Origin of the sequence: Micromonospora sp. FIMYZ51 (genome assembly GCF_038246755.1) — a bacterium.
GTDB lineage: Bacteria > Actinomycetota > Actinomycetes > Mycobacteriales > Micromonosporaceae > Micromonospora.
This window is the reverse complement of the sequence record NZ_CP134706.1, coordinates 1,875,990-1,896,263: the sequence shown is the minus strand read 5'-3', so window position 1 is coordinate 1,896,263 and position 20,274 is coordinate 1,875,990. Positions and strand designations below refer to the sequence as shown.

Sequence of the window (20,274 nt, the reverse complement as noted above, 5' to 3'; positions counted from 1 at the left end):
GATAGCTCATCGCTACTGGCTCCTCGCCACGGCGGTGATGTCCTTGACGATCTGGTCCGGCCGCTTGGTGCCGGCGACCAGGTCGGCGACGCTGTCGTTGATCTGTTGCCCGACCTTTGGCGGAAACGCCTGGTCGAGGTAGAGCTGGAACCCGGTCGCGACGGCCAGGTTGGCCGCCACCACCTGGTTGTTCGGATCCTTGATCTGACCGACAGCAGCAAGGTTGGTGGGCAGCACGGCACCGGTCTGGGCCGCCCTGCGCTGATTCTCCGCCCGCAACAGCGTGCGCAGGAAATCCACGGTCGCGCTCGGCGCGCCGCGGCCCACCGCGAAGCCGTTGCCGCCACCGAGCACGTCGGTGGCTTCGCCCTTGCCACCCTCCACGGTCGGGAAGGTGAAGAAGCCCAGGCGGCTGCCGATGCCCCGCTTGCTTGTCGACGAGGACGCCTGGATCGAGGGGGCCCACTGGCCCATCAGCTCCATGGCCGCCTCGCCGTTGCCGATCGCTGCGGCCTGCCCGTCCGGTGAGCCGTACTCCGCGCGCCGGTAACCCGACTGGAACGGCTTGAGTTTGACCAGATCCAGGAACCGCTCACCGGCGGTCACGAACTCCGGGGTGTCGAAGTTGCCGTCCAGGGCCGCGCGCTCCAGCGGTCCCAGGCCGCCCACCCGCATCGCCAGGTAGGCCCAGTAGAAGTGCGCCGGCCACTTGTCCTTGCCGGCGAGCGCGATGGGTACGATCCCGGCGTCCTTGAGCTTGCCGACCGCCTCCAGCAGCTGCGTCCAGGTGGTCGGCGGCGAGGTGATGCCGGCGTCGGCGAAGTGGTCCCGGTTGTACCAGAAGCCCACCATGCCCAGGTCGAACGGGACGCCGTAGAGACGGTCGTCCACCGTGTACGGCTGCAACGCCGCCGGCAGCAGTTGGCCGACCCAGGGCGCCACCTCGTCGGTGATGTCCCGGACCAGGCCCGCCTCGACCTGCTGACGCAGCAGGCCACCACCCCAGGACTGGAACAGGTCCGGCGGCGACCCCGCCCGGCTCACCTTGGCCAGCTCGGCCTTGAACGCCTCGTTCTCCCGCGGCTCGACCTTGATCGTGACGTGCTCGTGCCGGACCTCGTACAGCCGCGCCATCTCGGCCCAGACCGGCAGCATGGGCTCGGTGTCCTGGATGTGCCACCACTTGATGGTCTGCGGTTCCGCTGAGCCGCCAGACTCCCCACGCCCACATCCTCCGAGCAGAACGGTGCCCGCGCCGAGACCGGCCAGGCCGAGTAACGACCTGCGAGAGAGGTGCGCTGTCATGGTCATCCCTTCATGAACGTTATGTACGCGCGGGGCGGCGCCGCGATCGATGACAGACCAGGGAGAGCAGGCCGAAAGTTTCAGCTCAATGCCGGTATTTTCGATGTGATGGCCGGGACGTTACGACGCGGCGACGCGCCCGGTCAAGAGGGCTGTCGCAAGGGGACCACAGCCGATAACGTGAGCGAACTTTCTCGGTGTGTCGGTCGGGAGAATTCCGGAAATCCACCGGGATCAAAGCTTGAAGGAGTCGAACATGTCGACCGAGATCGCGGACGTGGCCACCACGCCGTCCATCCGTAACCCCGTGCTCACCGGCTTCCATCCGGATCCGTCAATCCTGCGCGTCGGTGACGACTATTACCTGGCCACCTCGACCTTCGAGTGGTACCCGGGCGTACGGGTGCACCACTCGAAGGACCTGGTGAACTGGCGCGCCCTGGGGGGCATCATCACCGAACGTCGCCTGCTCGACCTGCGCGGCTGCGGCGACTCCAACGGGATCTGGGCCCCCGACCTCAGCTGGCACGACGGGCTGTTCTACCTCGTCTACAGCGACGTGGCGAGCTTCGCCAGCGGCTACTGGGACGCACAGAACTTCCTCACCACCGCCCCGGCCATCACCGGCCCCTGGTCGGATCCGGTGCGGCTGCACTCGCACGGCTTCGACGCCGCGCTCTTCCACGACGAGGACGGCACCACCTGGCTGCTCGCGATGAGCGCCGACTGGCGGCCGGGACGTAACCGCTTCGGCGGCATCGAGATCCAGCAGTACGATCCGGCCCGCCGGCAGCTGGTCGGCGAAGCGCGGATCATCTTCACCGGCACCGAGGTCGGGCTGACCGAGGCGCCGCACCTCTACCGGCACGACGGCTGGTACTGGCTGGTCACCGCCGAGGGCGGCACCAGCTGGGAGCACCAGGTCACCGTGGCCCGCTCGCGCGAGCTGTTCGGGCCGTACGAGGTCGACCCCGCCGGGCCGCTGCTCACCTCGGTCGGTCGGCCGGACCTCACGTTGCAGAAGGCCGGTCACGGCAGCCTGGTCCGCACCCAGGGCGGCGACTGGTACCTCGCCCACCTGGTCGGCCGCCCCTACACCCCGCTGGGCAACTGCGTGCTGGGGCGGGAGACCGCGCTACAGAAGGTCGAGTGGCCGGCGGGCGGCTGGCCCAGCATCCCCGGCGGCATTCCAGCCGACCAGATCCCCGCCCCGGACCTGCCGCCGCACCCGTGGCCCGCCGAACCGACCACCGACCACTTCGACGCACCGGAGCTGGCGGCCTGCTGGTCGACGCTGCGCCGCCCGGCCACCGACGAGTGGATCGACCTGCGGTCCCGCCCGTCGCACCTGCGGATCCGCGGTGGCCAGTCGCCGGTGGGCAAGCAGACGCCGAGCCTGGTGGCGCGGCGGGTGGGCGCCACGCACTGCACCCTGGAGACGGTAGTCGAGTTCACCCCCGGCGACCATCGGCACCTGGCCGGGGTGACCGGCTACTACAACACCCAGAACTGGCACTATCTCTACCTGACCCGCGCCGACGACGGTCGGGTGGTGCTGGAGGTGCTCAGCTGCGACAGTGGCCGGCGCAGGGCGTACCCGGAACTCACGGTCGACACCGGCGGTGCCGCCCGGGTCGGCCTGCGGGTGGCCTTCGACGGCCCGGCGCTGCGCTTCGGGTACGACCTGGGCGACGGTTGGCAGCAGCTGCCCGTCGAGCTGGACGCCACAATCCTCTCCGACGAACACGCGGCGATGATCGTCGACGGCGAACCGGCCGCCTGGGGCTTCACCGGCTCGCTGCTCGGGTTGTGGGTGCAGGACATCGGCGGTGACGGCCGGTACGCCGACTTCGACCACGCCAGCTACTTCGAACACTGACGGCGATCCGTCGACCGGGCCGAGGCGACCCACGCCCGGCCCGGTCGGTGCCGTTCGGCGAGGCCATCGGGGTGCCGATAGTTCCGATATCACCGCGATCGTCGTCAGCAGCGGATACAGCGGGTTCCCGAAACTCCGGATGGTTGACGGCGGAAATAGATGGTCCTAACGTTTCGGAGAAGTTACCGACCACCAACCGAAACTATCGGCGCCGCCCCCACATCGAGATGATCACCGCAACACCCCGGCGTCGAGCCCTCTCTCCCGACTCACCGACACCTGATCCGAACTCCGCCCGCAATGATCGACATCTCTCGATCAACCTCGGAAGGTAGGCAGATGAAGCTGAGCAGGTGGGTGTCCATCGCCACGGTCGCCGTCGCGACCGCAGCGGCGTTGAACACCGTGCCGGCCACCGCCGGCAAACCGTACGACCCGACCACGCAGACCCTGGGTGCCCTCGGCCTGCGACACGGTCTCCAGATCGGCACCGCGGTCGACCTGGCCGCCCTCAACGACACAAGCAATCCGCAGTACCGCCGGATCACCGCTACCGAGTTCACCTCGGTCACCGCGGAGAACGCGATGAAGTGGGAGAGCCTGGAGCCCACCCGCGGCACCTACAACTGGGGCCCGGCCGACCAGCTCGTCGAATTCGCCAAGCGCAACAAGCAGAGCGTACGCGGCCACGTGCTGGTCTGGCACAACCAGCTGCCGGCCTGGCTGACCAGCGGCGTCGCCGACGGCTCCATCAGCAAAGCGGAGCTACGCGAGTTGCTGCGCAAGCACATCACCACGGTGGTCAGCCGTTACAAGGGCAAGATCTGGCAGTGGGACGTGGTCAACGAGGCGGTGAGCGACCCCTGGGACAACCCGCCCACCCTGCACTACAAGGGCTTCTGGGCCGAGCACCTCGGGCCCGGCTATCTCGCCGACGCCTTCCGCTGGGCGCGTGCCGCCGACCCGAAGGCGCTGCTGTTCTACAACGACTACAACATCGAGGCGTTCGGCTCCGGCAACCCGGCCGACGACAAGACGCAGTTCGTCTACGACATGGTGAAGAAGCTGCGCGCACAGGGCGTCCCGATCGACGGCGTCGGCGCACAGGGACACCTGGGCACCCAGTACGGCAACTTCAACACCTTCCAGGTGACCGAGGCACTGAAGAAGTTCACCGCCCTCGGGCTGGCCACCGCGTTCACCGAGGTCGACGTCCGTAGCCAGATGACCGACGGCGTTCAGGCCGGCAACTCGGAGGAGATCAACCCGAGGTTGCAGGCCTCGGCAGCCAACTTCAGCGTCCTGATGAAAGCCTGTCTCGCCGTGCGCAGTTGCCTGTCGTACACCGTCTGGGGCTTCAGCGACCGGCACTCCTGGGTGCCGGGCTGGTTCGACGACCCGCCCGAGGGCCTGGCCACCATCTACGACGAGAACTACCAGCCCAAGCTCGCGTACCACGAGATCAAGTCCGATCTGATCTTCGCCGGTCCGCCCTACGTACTCCCCCGCATCACCCCCAAACCCCGCCGCTGAGGTGCAAGGAAGGGCCCCCTATTAACGCCTGCGGTATAGGAAGGGCCCCTTCTTAACAAAAACCCGAACCGGCAAGCGCCATGCCGGACGGGCCGGGTGCGGCGCAACCCACCGACCCGGCCCGTCCGCCATCGCCCCGAAAGCCATCGCCCCGTCCACAGTCGGCCCGACCGCCGTCGACCCCACCGCCACCGACCCCACCGCCACCGACCCCACCGCCACCGACCCCACCGCCACCGACCCCACCGCCACCGACCCCACCGCCACCGACCCCACCGCCACCGACCCCACCGCCACCGACCCCACCGCCGTCGACCCCACCGCCGTCGACCCCACCGCCGTCGAACCCAGCGCCACCGACACCACCGCCACCACAGCCGTCGGCCCGACCGCCGTCGAACCGGCAGACCAGCCCCAGCCACGGAAGGTACGACGATGCCACCCAGCACCTATCCCCTGCGCACCCCGCACCACACCGCGTCGGGCCCAGGTGCGGCGGTTCATCCCGTCGAGGCGATCGGCACCGAGCAGGTCGTCTGCCTCACCTTCGACGACGGGCCGCACCCGGTGCACACACCGCGCCTGCTTGACGTGCTGGCCGCGCACGACGTCCGGGCAGTCTTCTTCCTCCAGGGCGACCAGGCCGCAAGGCATCCCGCGCTGGTCCGCCGGATCATGGCCGCCGGGCACACGTTGGGCAACCACAGCATGCACCACCACGACATGAGCGGCTGGAGCGCCGGCCGGATCGCCTCGGATCTGCTGGAGACCAACGCGGTCATCCGGCAGGCCGTGCCGTACGCCCCGGTGCCCTGGTTCCGGGCTCCGTACGGCGCCTGGGGGCAGAGCCCGACGGTGGCGACCGCGTTGGGGATGCGGCCGATGGGCTGGCGGCTGGCGGTCACCGACTGGGAGCCGCCCGGCACCGGTGAGTTGGTCCGCCGCCTGACCGAGGGCGTGGCTCCCGGCGCGGTGGTGCTGCTGCATGACGGTGGTGGCGACCGCAGCCAGACCGTCGACGCCGTCGACCGCGTGATACCGGCCCTGCGGGCGTACGACTGGCGTTTTGTCCTGCCCGAGATTTCCTGAGCCGCCGGCGGCGCCGGCCTGGCTCGGACCGCGCCCGACTGCCGGCGGATTCTGCCTGACCTCGTCGCGGCGCTGCTGCTCAGCCGCGCCGGACTGGTGGGCGATACTGGGTTTGAACCAGTGACCTCTTCCGTGTCAAGGAAGCGCGCTCCCACTGCGCCAATCGCCCGTGGTGGCTGCCGCGCCCGTGCTGGCGGCGGGCTGCGAGCGGACGACGGGACTCGAACCCGCGACCCTCACCTTGGCAAGGTGATGCGCTACCAACTGCGCTACGTCCGCATGCCCCCGTGGTGCCTGGGGACGCGCCAACTCTACCCGATGACAAGATCGCCCGGCCGGCGGCCCCACGTACGGAGGTGATTGCGCCGGTCACCACCGGGGTACAGAGCCTCCTCGACAGCGCACCGCACCCCCTGCGAAAAGGAGGCTGTCATGGGTATCGGCACAAGTGTTTTCCTGCTCGCGCTCGGGGCGATCCTCACCTTCGCCGTCAACGCGAGCATCGGCGGACTTGACCTGGACGTGGTCGGTTGGATCCTGATGGCCGCCGGGCTACTCGGCCTGATCCTGACCACCCTCGTCTGGGGGCGCCGCCGCCAGGTGGTCGCCACCACCGAGGAGCCGGTGGAGTACCGCCGGGTCGAGGAGCGTCGGGACGTCGCGCCGCCGCTGTGAGCGGTCGCACCCTACCGAGCGGCGGGTCAGCAACCCGCCAGCAGAACGCGAGAGCCCGCACCGGATCCGGTGCGGGCTCTCGCGTCGTTCGTTCAACTGGTGGGCGATACTGGGTTTGAACCAGTGACCTCTTCCGTGTCAAGGAAGCGCGCTCCCACTGCGCCAATCGCCCGTGTTGTCTTACGAGGTGGGGACGGGATTTGAACCCGCGTACACGGCTTTGCAGGCCGTTGCCTCGCCTCTCGGCCACCCCACCGAGGTTGCCCCCGTCACGCGTGGCGGCAGCTCCGAGCGGACGACGGGACTCGAACCCGCGACCCTCACCTTGGCAAGGTGATGCGCTACCAACTGCGCTACGTCCGCATGCCCCCGGCTGTTACCCGGTGACGGATGAGAACTCTAGCCGAGCGACGGAAGGTTGCCAAATCGACTCCCGCCCCAGCGCGTCCGAAACGGTCCGTGTGCCTTCCTAGGAGCCTGGGTCAGAAGCTCAGGACGTTCCAACGACCGGCCGCGACCTTGGCGAGCCGCCGTCGGCGGGGTGATCTGTACGGCGGAAGGGCCAGCTGCGGCAAGTGTCCGGCTTCTGACTGTCGGGAAGGATCACCGAGTTTGGTAACACGCCGTATCCGAATGGATGGGCTACGGTGACGGGCGTGACGAGACGTGCGGCCGAGATCCGCCTGGATGCCCTGCTGCGCACCGCATGTGACGTGATCGTGCAGCGCGGGCTGGCAAACACCCGCACGGCGGACGTGGCGCAGGCCGCCGGCGTGAGCCAGGCGCTGGTCTTCTACCACTTCGCCACCAAGGAACGACTGCTCGCCCAGGCGTTCGCGTACGCCGTCGAGCAGGACCTGGCCCGGCTGGACGCGGTGACCCGGTCCAGCGCCCCGCCGCTTACCAAACTCCGGCGCATCCTGCGCCTCTACACCCCGGCCGGGCGCCCGATGTCCTGGGCCATGTGGATCGACGGGTGGGCGGAGTCGCTGCGTACGCCGGAGTTGGAGAAGGTCTCCCGCAAGCTGGACCTACGGTGGCGGCAGGACCTCACCACGGTGATCACCGACGGCGTCCGGGAGGGCGTCTTCGAGTGCGCGGACCCGGCCGGCGCCGCGTGGCGGATCAACGCCGTGATGGACGGACTGGCGGTCCAGGCCGCGGTGCACGACCGCGTCATCTCCCGCCGCCAACTGGCCGAATGGGTACGCCTGGTGACCGCCCGAGAACTGTCCCTAAACCCCACCCAACTCGACTGACCCCTCCCCCACCCCCGTTACCTTTTTGATCGTCCCCAGCCGGGGACTCCTCGGTCGCCCGGCCCGGTATGACTTCCTGCCCCTGTCGTAGGCATGATCCGGGGGGTGTTGTCGCCGGGTCGGGTGGCGTCGGCGGACCGCTGATAGGGACACGGCCGCCCTGTTTGGGGTTGGTCTCTTCGTAACGTGGGTGCCGGCAGTCCGACGCCTGGACCTGTGGCCGAGGCCACGGACGATGCGTGGAGGCGGGTGTGGTGCACGGCGGATACGGCGTCTACCTCGGGTTGGATGTCGGTAAGGGTGATCATCACGCGGTCGGGTTGGCGCCGGACGGCAAGCGGCTGCACGACGCACCGTTGCCGAACACCGAGGCTCGGCTGAGGCAGTTGTTCGACAAACTCGCCGGCCACGGTCGGGTGCTGGTGGTGGTCGACCAGCCCGCCTCGATCGGCGCCCTGCCGGTCGCGGTGGCTCGGGCATGCGGTCATCAGGTGGCCTACCTGCCCGGCCTGGCGATGCGCCGGATCGCCGATCTGCACCCCGGAAGCGCGAAGACCGACGCCCGCGACGCCTATGTCATCGCTGATGCCGCCCGCACCCTGCCGCACACGCTGCGGCGGGTCGACGTCGGAGATGAGGCTCTGGCCGAGTTGGAGGTCCTCGTCGGCTTCGACGACGACCTCGCTGGCGAGGCCACGCGCGTGTCGAACCGTATCCGGGGACTACTCACCCAGATTCATCCCGCCCTGGAACGGGTTCTCGGCCCGAAGGTGCACCACAAGGCCGTGCTGGAGTTGCTGTCGCGCTGCGGCGGACCGGCCGGACTCCGCAAAGCCGGTCGCCGCAAACTACTCTCGATCGCCGCCGTCCACGCACCCCGCATGGGTGAACGGCTCATCGAACAGCTCATGGCAGCCCTCGACGAACAGACCGTCACCGTCCCCGGCACCCAAGCAGCCGAGACGATCCTGCCCCGTCTCGCCGACAGCCTCCGCGACGTCCTACACCAACGCGACCAAGTCGCCGACCAGGTCGAGAGGATGCTTGATGCACACCCTCTTGCCCCGGTCCTGACATCGATGCCCGGCATCGGCGTCAGGACCGCCGCCCGGATCCTGCTCGAAGTCGGCGACGGCACCGCCTTCGCCACCCCGGCCACCTCGCCGCCTACGCCGGCCTCGCCCCCGTCACCCGACGCTCCGGCACCAGCATCCGCGGCGAGCACCCACCCCGAGGCGGCAACAAGAACCTCAAACGCGCGTTCTTCCTCGCCGCGTTCGCATCCCTCGCAGACCCCGTCAGCCGCGCCTACTACGACCGCAAACGCGCCGAAGGTAAACGCCACAACGCCGCCCTCATCTGCCTCGCCCGACGCCGCTGCGACGTCCTATACGCCATGCTCCGCGACAAGATCCCCTACCAACCCCGCCCGACCAGCCCCGTCCCCGCTTGACGAAACCCATAGGGACACCTCCCCCTCCCTCGCCCTCACCCCCACCCCCATCGCCGCGCCGATCTTGCACTTATCGTCGCCGATATACGGCTTTCGCGGCGTATAACCCGACCGAGAGTCCATGATCGGCGGGGCGAGGGGCGGGGGCGAGGGGCGAGGGGTGGGGAGTGGGGAGGGGTGGGGGTGGGTCAGGACAACGGGTGGGTGGGGTCGCGGGGGACGGTGCGCCAGCGGGAGCGGCGGCCGGGCTGCCGCTCCCAGCGGCCGGCGGCGGTGGTCCCCGCGGTGGCGCCCGCGGCGGCCGGCTCCGGTTCACGGGTCAGCTGCCGCAGCCGCAGCAGCAGCCCGACACCGAGGAAGAGCAGCAGCCCACCGAGGAGGAACGCGGCCTCGGTCAGGCCGATCCCGGTGCCGGTCTGCGCGACCTGGTTGCCCGCCGCACCCGCGGCCGGCGGTTCCTGGGCCCCGCCCGCGTAGCCGGCGTCGTCGGCGAGGTCGCTCTCCTCGTCGGCCGGGTCGACCGTCGGTTCCTCGGTGGGATCCACCGTCGGCTCCTCGGTCGGCGTGCGGCTCGGCGGTGCGGTACTGGGCCGGGCCACCTGACCCCGGCCGACCACCTCGCGCGTCGCGGTCTGCCGGGACAGCAGTTGCAGGTTCTGGTCGTACGCCTCGGCGGCCAGGCTGACCCGGCCCTGGTCGACGTCGCCGGTGAAGGCGATCCGGTACTGCGCCGTCACCGTACGCCCCGGGCAGAGCGTGCCCGGGTCGAGTTGCCGGTCGGTCAGCCGGGCCGCGTCACCCTCGATCCGGACCTCCATCGGAAACGAGCCGGTCTCCTCGATCCGGTCCACCCGCACCTGGTCCAGCCGTAACCCTTGCACACCGAGCACCATCGACCAGCGGACCTTGATGCAGCCACCCTGATCGGATCGCGACACCACGGCGGAGACCGTCTCCACCCGCCCACCGGCGGTGAACTGGTCCGGCAGGCCGCTGAGTTCGGTGGCGAACGCCGCGTGCGCCGGCGCGGCCATGGCGACGTCCACTCCGGTGAGACATGCCAGCACCACTCCGATCCGTAGCGTGCTCCGCCACAGCCTCTTCACGATCCGTCCTCCCGTCAGTTGCCTCCATTCGCCACGCTATGAGCGCCGGGGGCCACCCGGTAGACGGGCGTGTTCGCACGGGTTGTGAAGCAGGATGCCCGATTTCACGTACGGTATTGAACCGGTCACCGAGCCACCGCGACACGCCGTGCCGGGTCACGGTGCACAATCGGCCGGTGTCCGAACTTTCCGCCGCCTTCGTCCGGCTGCACGCCCGGCTCGCCCCCGTTGCCTTCGTACCGGAGGTGCGACTGCACCAGGCCGACGAGCCGATCGGCCTCTGGGAGCTGACCGAGGGTGAGTTCCGCAGCGACCGGCCGCCGCCGTTCTGGGCCTTCGCCTGGGCCGGCGGCCAGGGACTGGCCCGGTACGTGACCGACCACCCGCAGCTGGTCGCCGGGCGTCGGGTGCTCGACCTGGCCGCCGGCTCCGGCCTGGTGGCCATCGCCGCCGCCCGGGCCGGTGCCGCCGCCGTCCGCGCGGTGGAGATCGACGAGCTGGCCGTCGCGGCGATCGCGCTCAATGCCGAGGCCAACGGGGTACGCGTCGACGCCGAACTCGGTGACGTGCTCGACGGCGACGCGGGCGACGCCGAGGTGGTGCTCGCCGGAGACGTCTTCTACAGCGAGGCGATGACCAACCGGGTGCTGCGCTTCCTGCTGCGGACCGCCCGGGGCGGGGCGCGGGTGCTGGTCGGCGACCCCGGACGCGCCTTCCTGCCCAGGGATCGGTTCGACGAACTGACCGCCTACGACGTGCCGGTCACCGAGGCGCTGGAGAGCGTACGGGTGAAGCGCACCACCGTCTGGCAGCTGCGGGTGGGCGGTGGAAAACCGGCCAGCTAGCGTGACGCCGTGCTGTTCCGCAGCTGGGAGCGGACCCCGACGGCCGTCGCCGACGCCGGGGCCGGTAGCGGCATGGCCCGGTGGCCGGACCTGGCCCGCGTTGCCGACCACGTGGGCGTCGAACACCTGCTGGTGACCAGGCACGCGCTGGTCCGCCAGGTGCTCACCGACCCGGTGACGTACCGGCCGGACAACGCCCTGGACGCGGTGACCCCGTTGCCGGTGGCCGCGCTGCGGGTGCTCGCCGCGCACCGGTTCCGGCTGCCGCCGACCCTGGCCAACAACGCTGCCACCAGCCACCCGGGGATCCGGGCGCTTGTCGCCGAGGCGCTGCACCCGACCCGGGTGGCCGCCCAGCGGGACTGGCTGACCACGCTGGTCCGGCACCGGGTCGCCGACCTGGCCGCCACCCTGGACACCGGCGCACCGGTGGACCTGCACGCCGGTCTCGCCGCCGACCTGCCGCTGCTGGTCCTGGCCCGGCTGGTCGAGCTGCCGGACGCCCCGGTCGCGGCGGTGAAGGACTTCGCCCGCGCGGCGCTGGAGCTGTTCTGGGCGCCGCTGGACGCCGACCGGCAGCAGGTTCTCGCCGCCGAGGTGGGTCGCTTCCACCGGGTGCTGCGGGAGTTCGCGGCCACCGGCGGCGGCCTGGCCGCCTCGCTGCGCGCCGCCGGGCACCCGCCCGACGTGGTGGTCGGCGCGCTGTTCTTCCTGCTGGTCGCCGGCCAGGAGACCACCTCGCAGTTCCTCACCCTGCTGCTGCATCGGCTCACCGGCGAGCCGGCGGTGCTCGCCGGGCTGCGCGACGGCTCGGTCGCGGTCGCCGACGTGGTGGAGGAGGGACTGCGGCTGGAGCCGCCGATCGTCACCTGGCGGCGGGTCGCCGCAGTGCACACCACGCTGGGCGGGACCGCGGTGCCGGCGGGCACCAGTGTGGTGTTGTGGCTGGCCGGGGCCGGACGGGATCCGCAGCTCGTGGCGGCGCCCGACGAGTTCCGGCCGGGGCAACGCGGGTCACGCCGGCATCTGGCCTTCGGCGCGGGTGTGCACCGCTGCGTCGGGGACCAACTCGCCCGGATGGAGGCCGCGACGGTGGTGGCGGAATGCGCCCCGCTGTTGGCCCGGGTACGCGTGCTGCGCCCACCCCGGTACCCGGACAACCTCACCTTCCGGATGCCCGACAGCTTCCTGGTGCACCCCGGCACCGGTGCGGGCGGATCCTGACGAAAGTAAGCAGTCGGAAGGTCAGCTGATCTCGTCGGCCCAGGCCCGCCAGTCGTCGAGCACGCCGTACAGCGCCGGGGTCAGCCAACCCGGCGCGGAGCGTCGGAACACCCCCGGGTCCATCGCCCCGGCCCCGGCCGGCAGCGCGCCGAGCAGGCTCGGCAACAGGTCGCTGAGGTTGGCCCAGTGCACCAGCTCCGGTTCGGCGGGCCAGGCGCCGATCACCACGCCGGCCGGCACCGCCCGCCGCTCCAGCGCCTCCAGGGTGAGCGCGGTGTGGTTGAGGGTGCCGAGCCCGGCCCGCGCCACCACCACCGCCGAAGCTCCCAGCGACACCGCCAGGTCGGCCACCGTCCAGGGCTCGCCCGAGGGCCGCAGCCCCATCGGTACGAGCAGTCCACCGGCCCCCTCGACCAGCACCAGGTCGTGCTTCTCCACCTCGTCCCGGACCGCGTCGACGGCGTTGTACAGCTCCAGCGGCGGCAACCCGGCCACCCGCGCGGCGGCCAACGGGGCGAGCGGGTCGGGGAAGCTGGCAAGTGTCCGGCCGGTCATCGGGGCGGCGAGTCGGGTGACCGCCTCGACGTCGCCGGGCACAGCTGCGGCCGTACCGGTCTGGCCGGGTTTGACCACCGCCACCCGCAGCCCGGCCGCCTGCGCGGCGGCCGTGATGGCCGCGGTCACCACGGTCTTGCCGACCTCGGTGTCGGTCCCGGTGACCAGCACCGCTCCCCGCCACTGATCCGTCATGGCGCACATTCCACGATGACCTCCAGGGCCCGTTCGAAGTCCGCCCGCGACACCCCGGCGCCGATGGTCAGCCGCAGCCGGGAACGGTTGTCCGGGGTCGACGGCGGCCGGAAACAACCGACCGCCACGCCCTGCTCCCGGCAGGCGGCGGCCCAGCCGGTGGCGGCCTCCGGACCGGGCGCGGTCACCGAGACCACTGCCGCGTCGGGCGTGCTGACGTCGAGCCCGGCGGCCCGCAGCCGGCGGGCCGCCAGAGCCGCCCGGTCGACCAGTTCGGCGCGCACCCCGTCACCGGCCCGCGCCAGGTCGAGGGCGGCGCGCACCCCGGCGGCCACCGCCGGGGGCAGCGCGGTGTCGTAGATGAAGGTCCGGCCGGTCTCCACCAGGTGCCGGACGTACCCGGCCGGGCCGGCCACCACCCCGCCCGCACCGCCGAGCGCCTTGGACAGGGTGGCGGTGATCAGCACGTCCGGCTCGCCGGCCAGCCCGGCGGCGGCCACCGCGCCGGCCCCGGCCGGACCGGTCACGCCGAGCGCGTGCGCGTCGTCGACAAGCAGCAACGCGCCGTGGTCGCGGGCGACGGCGTGCAACCGGGCCAGCGGGGCCAGGTCCCCGTCGACGGAGAAGACCGACTCGGTGACCACCACCGCCGGGCGGCCGGGCGCGCCGGCCAGCGCCGCGGCGACCGCGTCGACGTCGGCGTGTGCGGTGACCACCGTCTCCGCGCCGGAGAGGCGGCAGCCGTCGATAAGCGAGGCGTGGTTGTGCGCGTCGGAGACCAGCAGCGTGCGGGGTCGGACCAGGGCGCGGATCGCCCCGAGGTTGGCCAGGTAGCCGGAGGAGAAGACAAGCGCCCGGTCCGCGCCGAGCCAGTCGGCGAGATCGTCCTCCAGCGCGTGGTGGGCGTACGTGGAGCCGCGCACCAGCCGCGAGCCGGTCGCGCCCAGCCCGTACTCGGACAGCGCCTTCGTCGCGGCGGCCATCACCTCGGGATGGGTGGCCAGGCCCAGGTAGTCGTTGCCGGCCAGGTCGACCACGGCGTCGGCGGCGGCGCGCGGGTGCAGCCGGCGGGTCAGTCCCGCCTTCGCCCGCAGCTCGGCACGGCGATCAAGCGCCGCCAGCCAGTCCGCCACCCTCGCCTCCCGCCGTCGCCCCCCGCTCGCGGGGGCGAAGTTACCATCCGCCGGCCGCGCCCCGACGGCTCCACACCGGCTCGCCTCGTCTCGCCGCGGGCTGTTTCGCCACCCGGCCTGCTGCGCGGCGGTGGGCCCGCAGCGGCGCGGTGCGGGGCGGCGTGCAGGCCGTTTCTCGCCGCCCGGCGGCCTTGTAGGGTACGACCCATGCCAGAGATCCTCGACCAGGCCCGGACCCAGGTGCTGGACGGTGGCGTCGGCCTCGACCAGGCTGGTGTCCGCGCCGTGCTGAACCTGCCCGACGAGCACCTGCCCGCCGCCCTCCAGCTCGCCCACGAGGTGCGGATGCGCTGGTGCGGCCCGGAGGTCGAGGTCGAGGGCATCGTGTCGCTGAAGACCGGCGGTTGCCCGGAGGACTGCCACTTCTGCTCTCAGTCCGGCCTCTTCGCCTCACCGGTGCGCTCGGTCTGGTTGGACATCCCGTCGCTTGTCGAGGCGGCGAAGCAGACCGCCGCGACCGGGGCGACCGAGTTCTGCATCGTGGCTGCCGTACGCGGCCCGGACGCCCGGCTGATGAAGCAGATGCGCGAGGGCGTCGCCGCGATCAAGGCGGAGGTCGACATCCAGGTCGCCGCCTCGCTGGGCATGCTCAGCCAGGAGCAGGTCGACGAGCTGGTCGCCATGGGCGTGCACCGCTACAACCACAACCTGGAGACCTGCCGCTCGTACTTCCCGAACGTGGTCACCACGCACACCTGGGAGGAGCGCTGGGAGACCCTGCGGATGGTCCGCGAATCCGGCATGGAGGTCTGTTGCGGTGGCATCCTCGGCCTCGGCGAGACCGTGGAGCAGCGGGCCGAGTTCGCCGCGCAGCTGGCCGAACTGGACCCGCACGAGGTGCCGCTGAACTTCCTCACCCCCCGCCCCGGCACGCCGCTTGCTGATCGGCCGGTGGTCGAGGGCAAGGACGCGCTGCGGGCCATCGCCGCGTTCCGGCTGGCCCTGCCGCGCACCATCCTGCGGTACGCGGGCGGCCGTGAGCTCACCCTCGGGGATCTGGGTACCCGCGACGGGCTGCTCGGCGGCATCAACGCGGTGATCGTCGGCAACTACCTGACCACCCTCGGCCGCCCGGCGGCGGAGGACCTGAAGCTGCTCGACGACCTGAAGATGCCGGTCAAGGCGCTCTCCGCGACGCTGTGACGACGGAGGTCTCCCCGTGACGACGATCGAGTCTGTGGCGCGCTGGTGCGACCGCTGCGGCGAGTCGGCCGAGGTCGGTGAGCACCGCGCGTGCGCAAGCGCTCGGCTGCTGGAACCGCCGCGTTACTGTCCGCACTGCCGGCGCCGGATGAAGGTTCAGGTGCTGCCGGCCGGCTGGTCGGCGGTCTGTGTCGCGCACGGCGAGCTCCGGAGCTGAGCGGATGCTGCGTGGCACGGCGGTGACCCTGCGGCCGGCGACGGCCGCAGACGTCGGCGTACTTGCCGCGATCCGGGCCACCCCCGAGGTGCGCCGCTGGTGGCGCGGCGGCGAGGACCTGGTCGCGGCCGTCGCGGCGGACCTCGCCGACGACAACCTGATGGTGTACGCCATCGAGCACGACGGTCAGCTGGTCGGCGCGATCCAGTGGTACGCCGAGGAGGATCCGGACTACCGGCACGCCAGCATGGACATCTTCCTCGACCCGGTGGTGCGGGGCCGTGGGCTGGCCGGCGACGCGATCCGTACCCTGGCCCGGCACCTGATCGACGCCCACGGCCACCACCGCTTCACCATCGACCCGGCAGCGGCGAACACCGCCGCGATCCGGGCGTACGCGAAGGTGGGTTTCCGGCCGGTGGGCGTGCTGCGCCGCTACGAGCGCGGCGCGGACGGCCGCTGGCACGACGGCCTGCTGATGGATCTGCTCGCCGACGACCTGCCCGACTGAGCGCACGGCTTCTCCCGGCCGCCCAGCGGCACCGGCCCGTCCGCGCGGGGCAGCGGCCCGTCCGCGCGGGGCAGCGGCCCGTCCGCGCGGGGCACCGGCCCGTCCGCGCGGGGCACCGGCCCGTCCGCGCGGGGCACCGGCGGTTCCCCCTGGGCGTCACCGACGGCGGACTGGCCGCCGGTCTGCGGTGACGGCGGGATGACGCAACCTTCGGCAGGGTCGCAGCACGCGCCGTCGAAGGAGAACGAATGATCAGGACGATGGTCCGGCTGCGTGCCCGCCCCGGCTGCGAACCGGCCGTGGCGTCCGCCTGGCAGGCGACCCGCGCGGCAATCGGCGAGCTGCCCGGCAACCTGCTGCGGGACCTCCTCGTCGACGCCACCGAAGCACGCTGCTGCGTCATCGTCACCGAGTGGACCGACGAGGCCGCCCTGCGCGACTACGAGCAGGGGCCGGTCGCCGCGCGGTTCGCCGAGGCCGTCCGGCCGCTGTGCGAACCGTCCGCCGCCACCGACCGCCGGGTGATGCGCGACGTGCCCGGTGGCGGCTCGACCGTCTTCGTGGACGTCGAGCTGACCGTGCCGGCGGCCCGGCGCGCCGAGTTCGACCAGGGCTATCCGCAGGTGCTGCACCGGATGGCCGGCGTACCCGGCTACCTGCGGGAGGACCTGCTGCGCGAGCCGGACTCGGACACCTTCCACATTTTCGCCGAGTGGACCGGCGCCGCCGAGTTCCACAGGTGGATCGCCAACCCGGCCCACGCGCGAGAGGAGGCCGGACCGATCGCCGAGTTCCTGCTCCGGATCCGCCGCCGCCTGTTCCACGGCGTGGCGACTTCCGCCGATGTGGCCCTGCCCGAGCGCGGCCGCACACCGAGCAAGGAGACCGACGTGCACACGACAACGGACGTACTCATCGTCGGGGCGGGGCCCACCGGGCTGACCGCCGCCATCGAACTGGCCCGGCGCGGCATCGACTGCCGGCTGGTGGAGCAGCGGGCCACCCCGCCCGGGCACGCCGACAAGGCGATCGGGGTGCACTGCCGCACCATGGAGCTCTGGGAGGAGCAGGGCGTCGTCCGCGAGGCGATGGACGCCGGGATCTGGCTGACCGGCAACATGGTGTTCGTCAACGGCCACGAGACGCACCGGATGAGCTGGGAGCTGCCCGAGCTGCCGTACGCGCACCTCGGGCTGCCCCAGTACGAGACCGAGCGGATCCTCACCGAACGCCTCGCCACCCTCGGCGTACGCCCCCGGCGGGGTGCCGCGTTGACCGCCTTCACCCAGGACGACGACGGCGTCACCGCCACCCTCGACACCCCCGGCGGCGAGGAGACGGTACGCGCGAAGTACCTGCTCGGCTGCGACGGCGCGCACAGCAACGTCCGCGAGCTGCTCGGGCTCACCTTCACCGGCGGGCTGGGCCAGTTCCCGCAGCTGTTCATGCTCGGCGACGTCGACGTGGACTGGGACATGCCCGACGGGCACCTGCTGCGCTTCATGCACGAGACGGACGGCCGGATGGACGGCATGCTGGTCTGCGTGCCGCTGCGCGGCGAGTCCCGCTACCGGATCGCCACCCTGGCACCGCCGCGGTTCTTCGCCCAGACCGGCGGCCAGGACGCCCCGCCCGGCTTCAGCGAGGAGCTGGCCGAGCCGACCCTCGCCGACGTGCAGGCCGCCATCGACCGGCTGGCCCCGCCCGGCACCCGGGCGTCGAACCTGCGCTGGTCGTCGGTGTTCCGGATCAGCCACGGCATCGTCGACCGCTACCGCGACGGTCGGGTCTTCGTGGCCGGCGACGCGGCCCACCTGCACCCGCCGGCCGGCGGTCAGGGCATGAACACCGGTATCCAGGACGCCTGGAACCTCGCCTGGAAGGTGGCCCTGGCGGTGCGCGGGAAGGCCGCGCCGGGACTGCTGGACAGCTACGAGGCCGAACGGCGCCCGGAGGGCGAGGAGATCGTCGGCCGCGCGGTGCGGATGGCGTTCACCGACGAGCTGGACCGCGAGGACCTGAAGCGGCAGTTCCTCCAGGAGATGTCGATGCTGCTCAGCTACACCGACAGTCCACTTGTCGGCGAGACCGTCACCGACCCCGACGCGCTGCGCGCCGGCCCGCGCCCCGGCGACCGGGCACCGGACGTCGGCGGCCTGCACCGCCGCGGCGTCGGCCACCCGCTGCGGCTGCGCGACCTCACCCGCGGCACCCGGCACACCCTCCTGCTGTACGCGGACGGCTCGGCCGACGAGGCGGCGGTCGCCGCGGTGGAGAAGATCTGCGCCGACCTGGGCGCCCTGGCGGCGGGGGAACTCGACGCGTACCTGCTGCTCGACCCGCAGGCCCCGCAGCCGCGACTGCTCGCCCCGCCGGTGCTGCGCGACGCCGCCGGGGAGTTCCGCGCCCGGTACGGCGTCACCGGCACCGCCCTGTACCTGATCCGCCCGGACGGGCACGTGGGCTTCCGCAGCCAGCCGATCGACGCCGACGGGCTGCGCAAGAACCTGCACCTGGTCTTCGGCGGCGCGAAGTGAGCACCGTGCGCACGGTGCTGGCGATGCGGACCCGGCCCGGATGTGAGGAGCGGTTCGAGGCCGAGTGGCTCGCGGCGGCGGAGAAGATCGGCGCGCTGGACGGCTGCCTGCGTCAGGACCTGGTCCGCGACGCCGACGACCCGCGCAGCTATCTGATCATCAGCGACTGGGCCGACCGTGACCGGCTGGACGCCTTCGGCCGCAGCGCCCAGCGCGACGAGCTGCTGCGGGTGATCCGTGACCTGCGCGAGTCCGCGCAACGCCACACCTACCAGGTGCTGCACAGCATGCGCGGCGGTCCGCAGGAGGACCGATGACCGAGTGCCCGATCCCCGCCGCCGAGCTCTACACCGACGAGTTCGCCGCCGACCCGTACCCGACGTTCGCCCGGCTGCGCGCCGAGCAGCCGGTCTGCCCGGTCAGTTCACCGCGGTTCGACTCGTACCTGATCAGCCGCTTCGACGACGCCCGCACCGCGCTCACCGACCCCCGGCTCTCCAAGGACCTGTACGGCCCGCAGGAGCACTACCTGCGCATCTTCGGCCCCAACTCGGCGGGCTTGAACAAGAACATGCTCAACGCCGACCCGCCGGAGCACACCCGGCTGCGCCGGCTGGTGTCGCAGGCGTTCGCGCCGCGCCGGATCGAGGCGATGCGGCCCCGGGTGGCGCAGATCGTGGACGACCTGCTCGACAAGATCGTGCCGCACGGCGAGGCCGAGCTGATGCACGACTTCGCCATCCCGCTGCCGATGCTGGTGATCTCGGATTTGCTCGGGATACCGGCGACCGACCACGACCGGGTGCTCGACTGGACCCAGGTGATCCGGACCTCCGGGTCGTCGCGCCGCAGCCCGGAACAGGAACGGGCGGCCGTGCAGGAGGCCCAGGCGCAGCTGCACCGGTACCTCACCGAACTGGTGCAGGCAAAGCGGGCGCAGCCCGCCGACGATCTGATCAGCGCGCTGCTCTGCGCCTGCGACCAGGAGGGGGCCCTTTCCGAGCCGGAACTGGTCACCACCACCTTCCTGCTGCTGTTCGCCGGCCACCAGACCACCGCCGACTTCATCGGCAACGCGGTGGTGGCGCTGCTGACCCACCCCGACCAGCTCGACCTGCTGCGGCGACAGCCGGAGCTACTGCCCTCGGCCATCGAGGAACTGCTGCGCTTCGACGGCCCGCTGCCGGTGGCCAGTCCCCGCATCGCCAGCGAGGACGTCGAGTACCAGGGGGTCCGCATCCCGCGCGGATCGATCGTCGGCGTGGTGCTCAACGCGGCAAACCACGACCCGGAACACTTCGTCGACCCGGACCGGCTGGACCTGCGCCGGGTCCGCGGCCCGCACCTCGGCTTCGGTTACGGCGTGCACTACTGCCTGGGCGTCTCGCTGGCCCGGCTGGAGGCGCGGATCGGCATCGGGACGTTGCTGCGCCGCCTGCCCGGGCTGCGGCTCGGGGTGCCGGTCGGCGAGCTGCGTCGGCTGCCGGCCGCGTCGCCGTTCCGGGGGCTGCTGGAACTACCCGTCCGGTTCACCGCGTGACGGGTCCCCCGCCGA

The 20,274-nt window shown here is 71.8% G+C and carries 18 protein-coding genes, 5 tRNA genes and 1 pseudogene; 14 read left to right on the top strand and 10 right to left on the bottom strand.

Translation table 11 applies throughout. The features are described 5' to 3' along the window. Positions 1-12: 12 nt before the first annotated feature. Complete coding sequence (locus tag QQG74_RS08850; RefSeq protein ID WP_341719789.1) at positions 13-1,305, bottom strand: extracellular solute-binding protein; 1,293 nt, start codon at positions 1,303-1,305, stop codon at positions 13-15. A gap of 256 nt (positions 1,306-1,561) precedes the next feature. Between QQG74_RS08850 and QQG74_RS08845 the strand changes: the two genes are divergently transcribed. Beyond that, positions 1,562-3,184, top strand: a complete 1,623-nt coding sequence (locus QQG74_RS08845; RefSeq protein ID WP_341719788.1) for a glycoside hydrolase family 43 protein — start codon at positions 1,562-1,564, stop codon at positions 3,182-3,184. A gap of 339 nt (positions 3,185-3,523) precedes the next feature. Next, the gene (locus tag QQG74_RS08840) at positions 3,524-4,717 is read left to right on the top strand and encodes an endo-1,4-beta-xylanase (RefSeq protein WP_341719787.1); all 1,194 of its coding nucleotides are present in this window, start codon (positions 3,524-3,526) and stop codon (positions 4,715-4,717) included. Positions 4,718-4,769: 52 nt separating this feature from the next. Here QQG74_RS08840 and QQG74_RS08835 read toward each other — a convergent pair whose 3' ends face one another. Further along, positions 4,770-5,159, bottom strand: a complete 390-nt coding sequence (locus QQG74_RS08835) for a hypothetical protein (protein ID WP_341719786.1) — start codon at positions 5,157-5,159, stop codon at positions 4,770-4,772. On the opposite strand from QQG74_RS08835, the gene QQG74_RS08830 reads away from it, so the two are divergent. Next, the gene (locus QQG74_RS08830) at positions 5,153-5,806 is read left to right on the top strand and encodes a polysaccharide deacetylase family protein (RefSeq protein WP_341719785.1); all 654 of its coding nucleotides are present in this window, start codon (positions 5,153-5,155) and stop codon (positions 5,804-5,806) included. The two genes, QQG74_RS08835 and QQG74_RS08830, sit on opposite strands and share 7 nt — an antisense overlap. A 94-nt stretch (positions 5,807-5,900) precedes the next feature. On the opposite strand, the gene QQG74_RS08825 is transcribed toward QQG74_RS08830, so the two are convergent. Further along, a tRNA-Val gene (locus QQG74_RS08825) sits at positions 5,901-5,975 on the bottom strand. A 37-nt stretch (positions 5,976-6,012) separates the two neighbouring features. Continuing rightward, positions 6,013-6,085 (bottom strand) — tRNA-Gly (locus QQG74_RS08820). 153 nt (positions 6,086-6,238) lie between these two features. Here QQG74_RS08820 and QQG74_RS08815 point away from each other — a divergent pair. Continuing rightward, positions 6,239-6,481: a DUF6458 family protein gene (locus QQG74_RS08815; protein WP_341719784.1), complete on the top strand. Its 243-nt coding sequence runs from the start codon at positions 6,239-6,241 to the stop codon at positions 6,479-6,481. Positions 6,482-6,578: 97 nt separating this feature from the next. Here QQG74_RS08815 and QQG74_RS08810 read toward each other — a convergent pair. The 3 genes from QQG74_RS08810 to QQG74_RS08800 all read right to left on the bottom strand — a co-directional run bounded on the left by QQG74_RS08810 (position 6,579) and on the right by QQG74_RS08800 (position 6,844). Further along, a tRNA-Val gene (locus QQG74_RS08810) sits at positions 6,579-6,653 on the bottom strand. 13 nt (positions 6,654-6,666) lie between these two features. Beyond that, a tRNA-Cys gene (locus tag QQG74_RS08805) sits at positions 6,667-6,737 on the bottom strand. A 34-nt stretch (positions 6,738-6,771) separates the two neighbouring features. Next, positions 6,772-6,844: transfer RNA gene (locus QQG74_RS08800), tRNA-Gly, on the bottom strand. Positions 6,845-7,137: 293 nt separating this feature from the next. Here QQG74_RS08800 and QQG74_RS08795 point away from each other — a divergent pair. Beyond that, positions 7,138-7,740 (top strand): TetR/AcrR family transcriptional regulator, encoded by a 603-nt coding sequence (locus QQG74_RS08795; protein WP_341719783.1) that lies wholly within the window; start codon positions 7,138-7,140, stop codon positions 7,738-7,740. A gap of 254 nt (positions 7,741-7,994) precedes the next feature. Further along, a pseudogene (locus tag QQG74_RS08790) lies at positions 7,995-9,193 on the top strand (IS110 family transposase). Between the two features lie 188 nt (positions 9,194-9,381). Here QQG74_RS08790 and QQG74_RS08785 read toward each other — a convergent pair. Next, positions 9,382-10,299: a hypothetical protein gene (locus QQG74_RS08785; RefSeq protein WP_341719782.1), complete on the bottom strand. Its 918-nt coding sequence runs from the start codon at positions 10,297-10,299 to the stop codon at positions 9,382-9,384. Positions 10,300-10,475: 176 nt separating this feature from the next. Between QQG74_RS08785 and QQG74_RS08780 the strand changes: the two genes are divergently transcribed. Both QQG74_RS08780 and QQG74_RS08775 read left to right on the top strand, forming a co-directional pair. After that, positions 10,476-11,144 (top strand): 50S ribosomal protein L11 methyltransferase, encoded by a 669-nt coding sequence (locus tag QQG74_RS08780; RefSeq protein ID WP_341719781.1) that lies wholly within the window; start codon positions 10,476-10,478, stop codon positions 11,142-11,144. A gap of 72 nt (positions 11,145-11,216) precedes the next feature. Next, positions 11,217-12,368: a cytochrome P450 gene (locus QQG74_RS08775; protein ID WP_341721183.1), complete on the top strand. Its 1,152-nt coding sequence runs from the start codon at positions 11,217-11,219 to the stop codon at positions 12,366-12,368. 21 nt (positions 12,369-12,389) lie between these two features. Here the strand turns inward: QQG74_RS08775 and bioD are convergent, their stop codons facing one another. Then, positions 12,390-13,127 (bottom strand): dethiobiotin synthase, encoded by a 738-nt coding sequence (bioD, locus tag QQG74_RS08770; protein WP_341719780.1) that lies wholly within the window; start codon positions 13,125-13,127, stop codon positions 12,390-12,392. Further along, the gene (locus tag QQG74_RS08765) at positions 13,115-14,251 is read right to left on the bottom strand and encodes an 8-amino-7-oxononanoate synthase (RefSeq protein ID WP_341719779.1); all 1,137 of its coding nucleotides are present in this window, start codon (positions 14,249-14,251) and stop codon (positions 13,115-13,117) included. The genes bioD and QQG74_RS08765 overlap by 13 nt, the downstream gene beginning before the upstream one ends. Positions 14,252-14,458: 207 nt before the next feature. On the opposite strand from QQG74_RS08765, the gene bioB reads away from it, so the two are divergent. The 6 genes from bioB (at position 14,459) to QQG74_RS08735 (ending at position 20,259) form a co-directional block, all read left to right on the top strand. Then, positions 14,459-15,454: a biotin synthase BioB gene (gene bioB, locus QQG74_RS08760; RefSeq protein ID WP_341719778.1), complete on the top strand. Its 996-nt coding sequence runs from the start codon at positions 14,459-14,461 to the stop codon at positions 15,452-15,454. 16 nt (positions 15,455-15,470) lie between these two features. After that, the gene (locus QQG74_RS08755) at positions 15,471-15,671 is read left to right on the top strand and encodes a hypothetical protein (RefSeq protein ID WP_341719777.1); all 201 of its coding nucleotides are present in this window, start codon (positions 15,471-15,473) and stop codon (positions 15,669-15,671) included. Between the two features lie 4 nt (positions 15,672-15,675). Continuing rightward, on the top strand, positions 15,676-16,182 hold the full coding sequence (locus QQG74_RS08750; RefSeq protein ID WP_341719776.1) for a GNAT family protein: 507 nt from the start codon (positions 15,676-15,678) through the stop codon (positions 16,180-16,182). A gap of 248 nt (positions 16,183-16,430) precedes the next feature. After that, complete coding sequence (locus QQG74_RS08745; protein WP_341719775.1) at positions 16,431-18,719, top strand: FAD-dependent oxidoreductase; 2,289 nt, start codon at positions 16,431-16,433, stop codon at positions 18,717-18,719. After that, complete coding sequence (locus tag QQG74_RS08740; RefSeq protein ID WP_341719774.1) at positions 18,716-19,036, top strand: antibiotic biosynthesis monooxygenase; 321 nt, start codon at positions 18,716-18,718, stop codon at positions 19,034-19,036. The genes QQG74_RS08745 and QQG74_RS08740 overlap by 4 nt, the downstream gene beginning before the upstream one ends. Then, positions 19,033-20,259, top strand: coding sequence for a cytochrome P450 (locus QQG74_RS08735; protein ID WP_341719773.1), 1,227 nt, complete (start codon positions 19,033-19,035; stop codon positions 20,257-20,259). Before QQG74_RS08740 ends, QQG74_RS08735 begins: the two co-directional genes overlap by 4 nt. Positions 20,260-20,274: the final 15 nt, after the last annotated feature.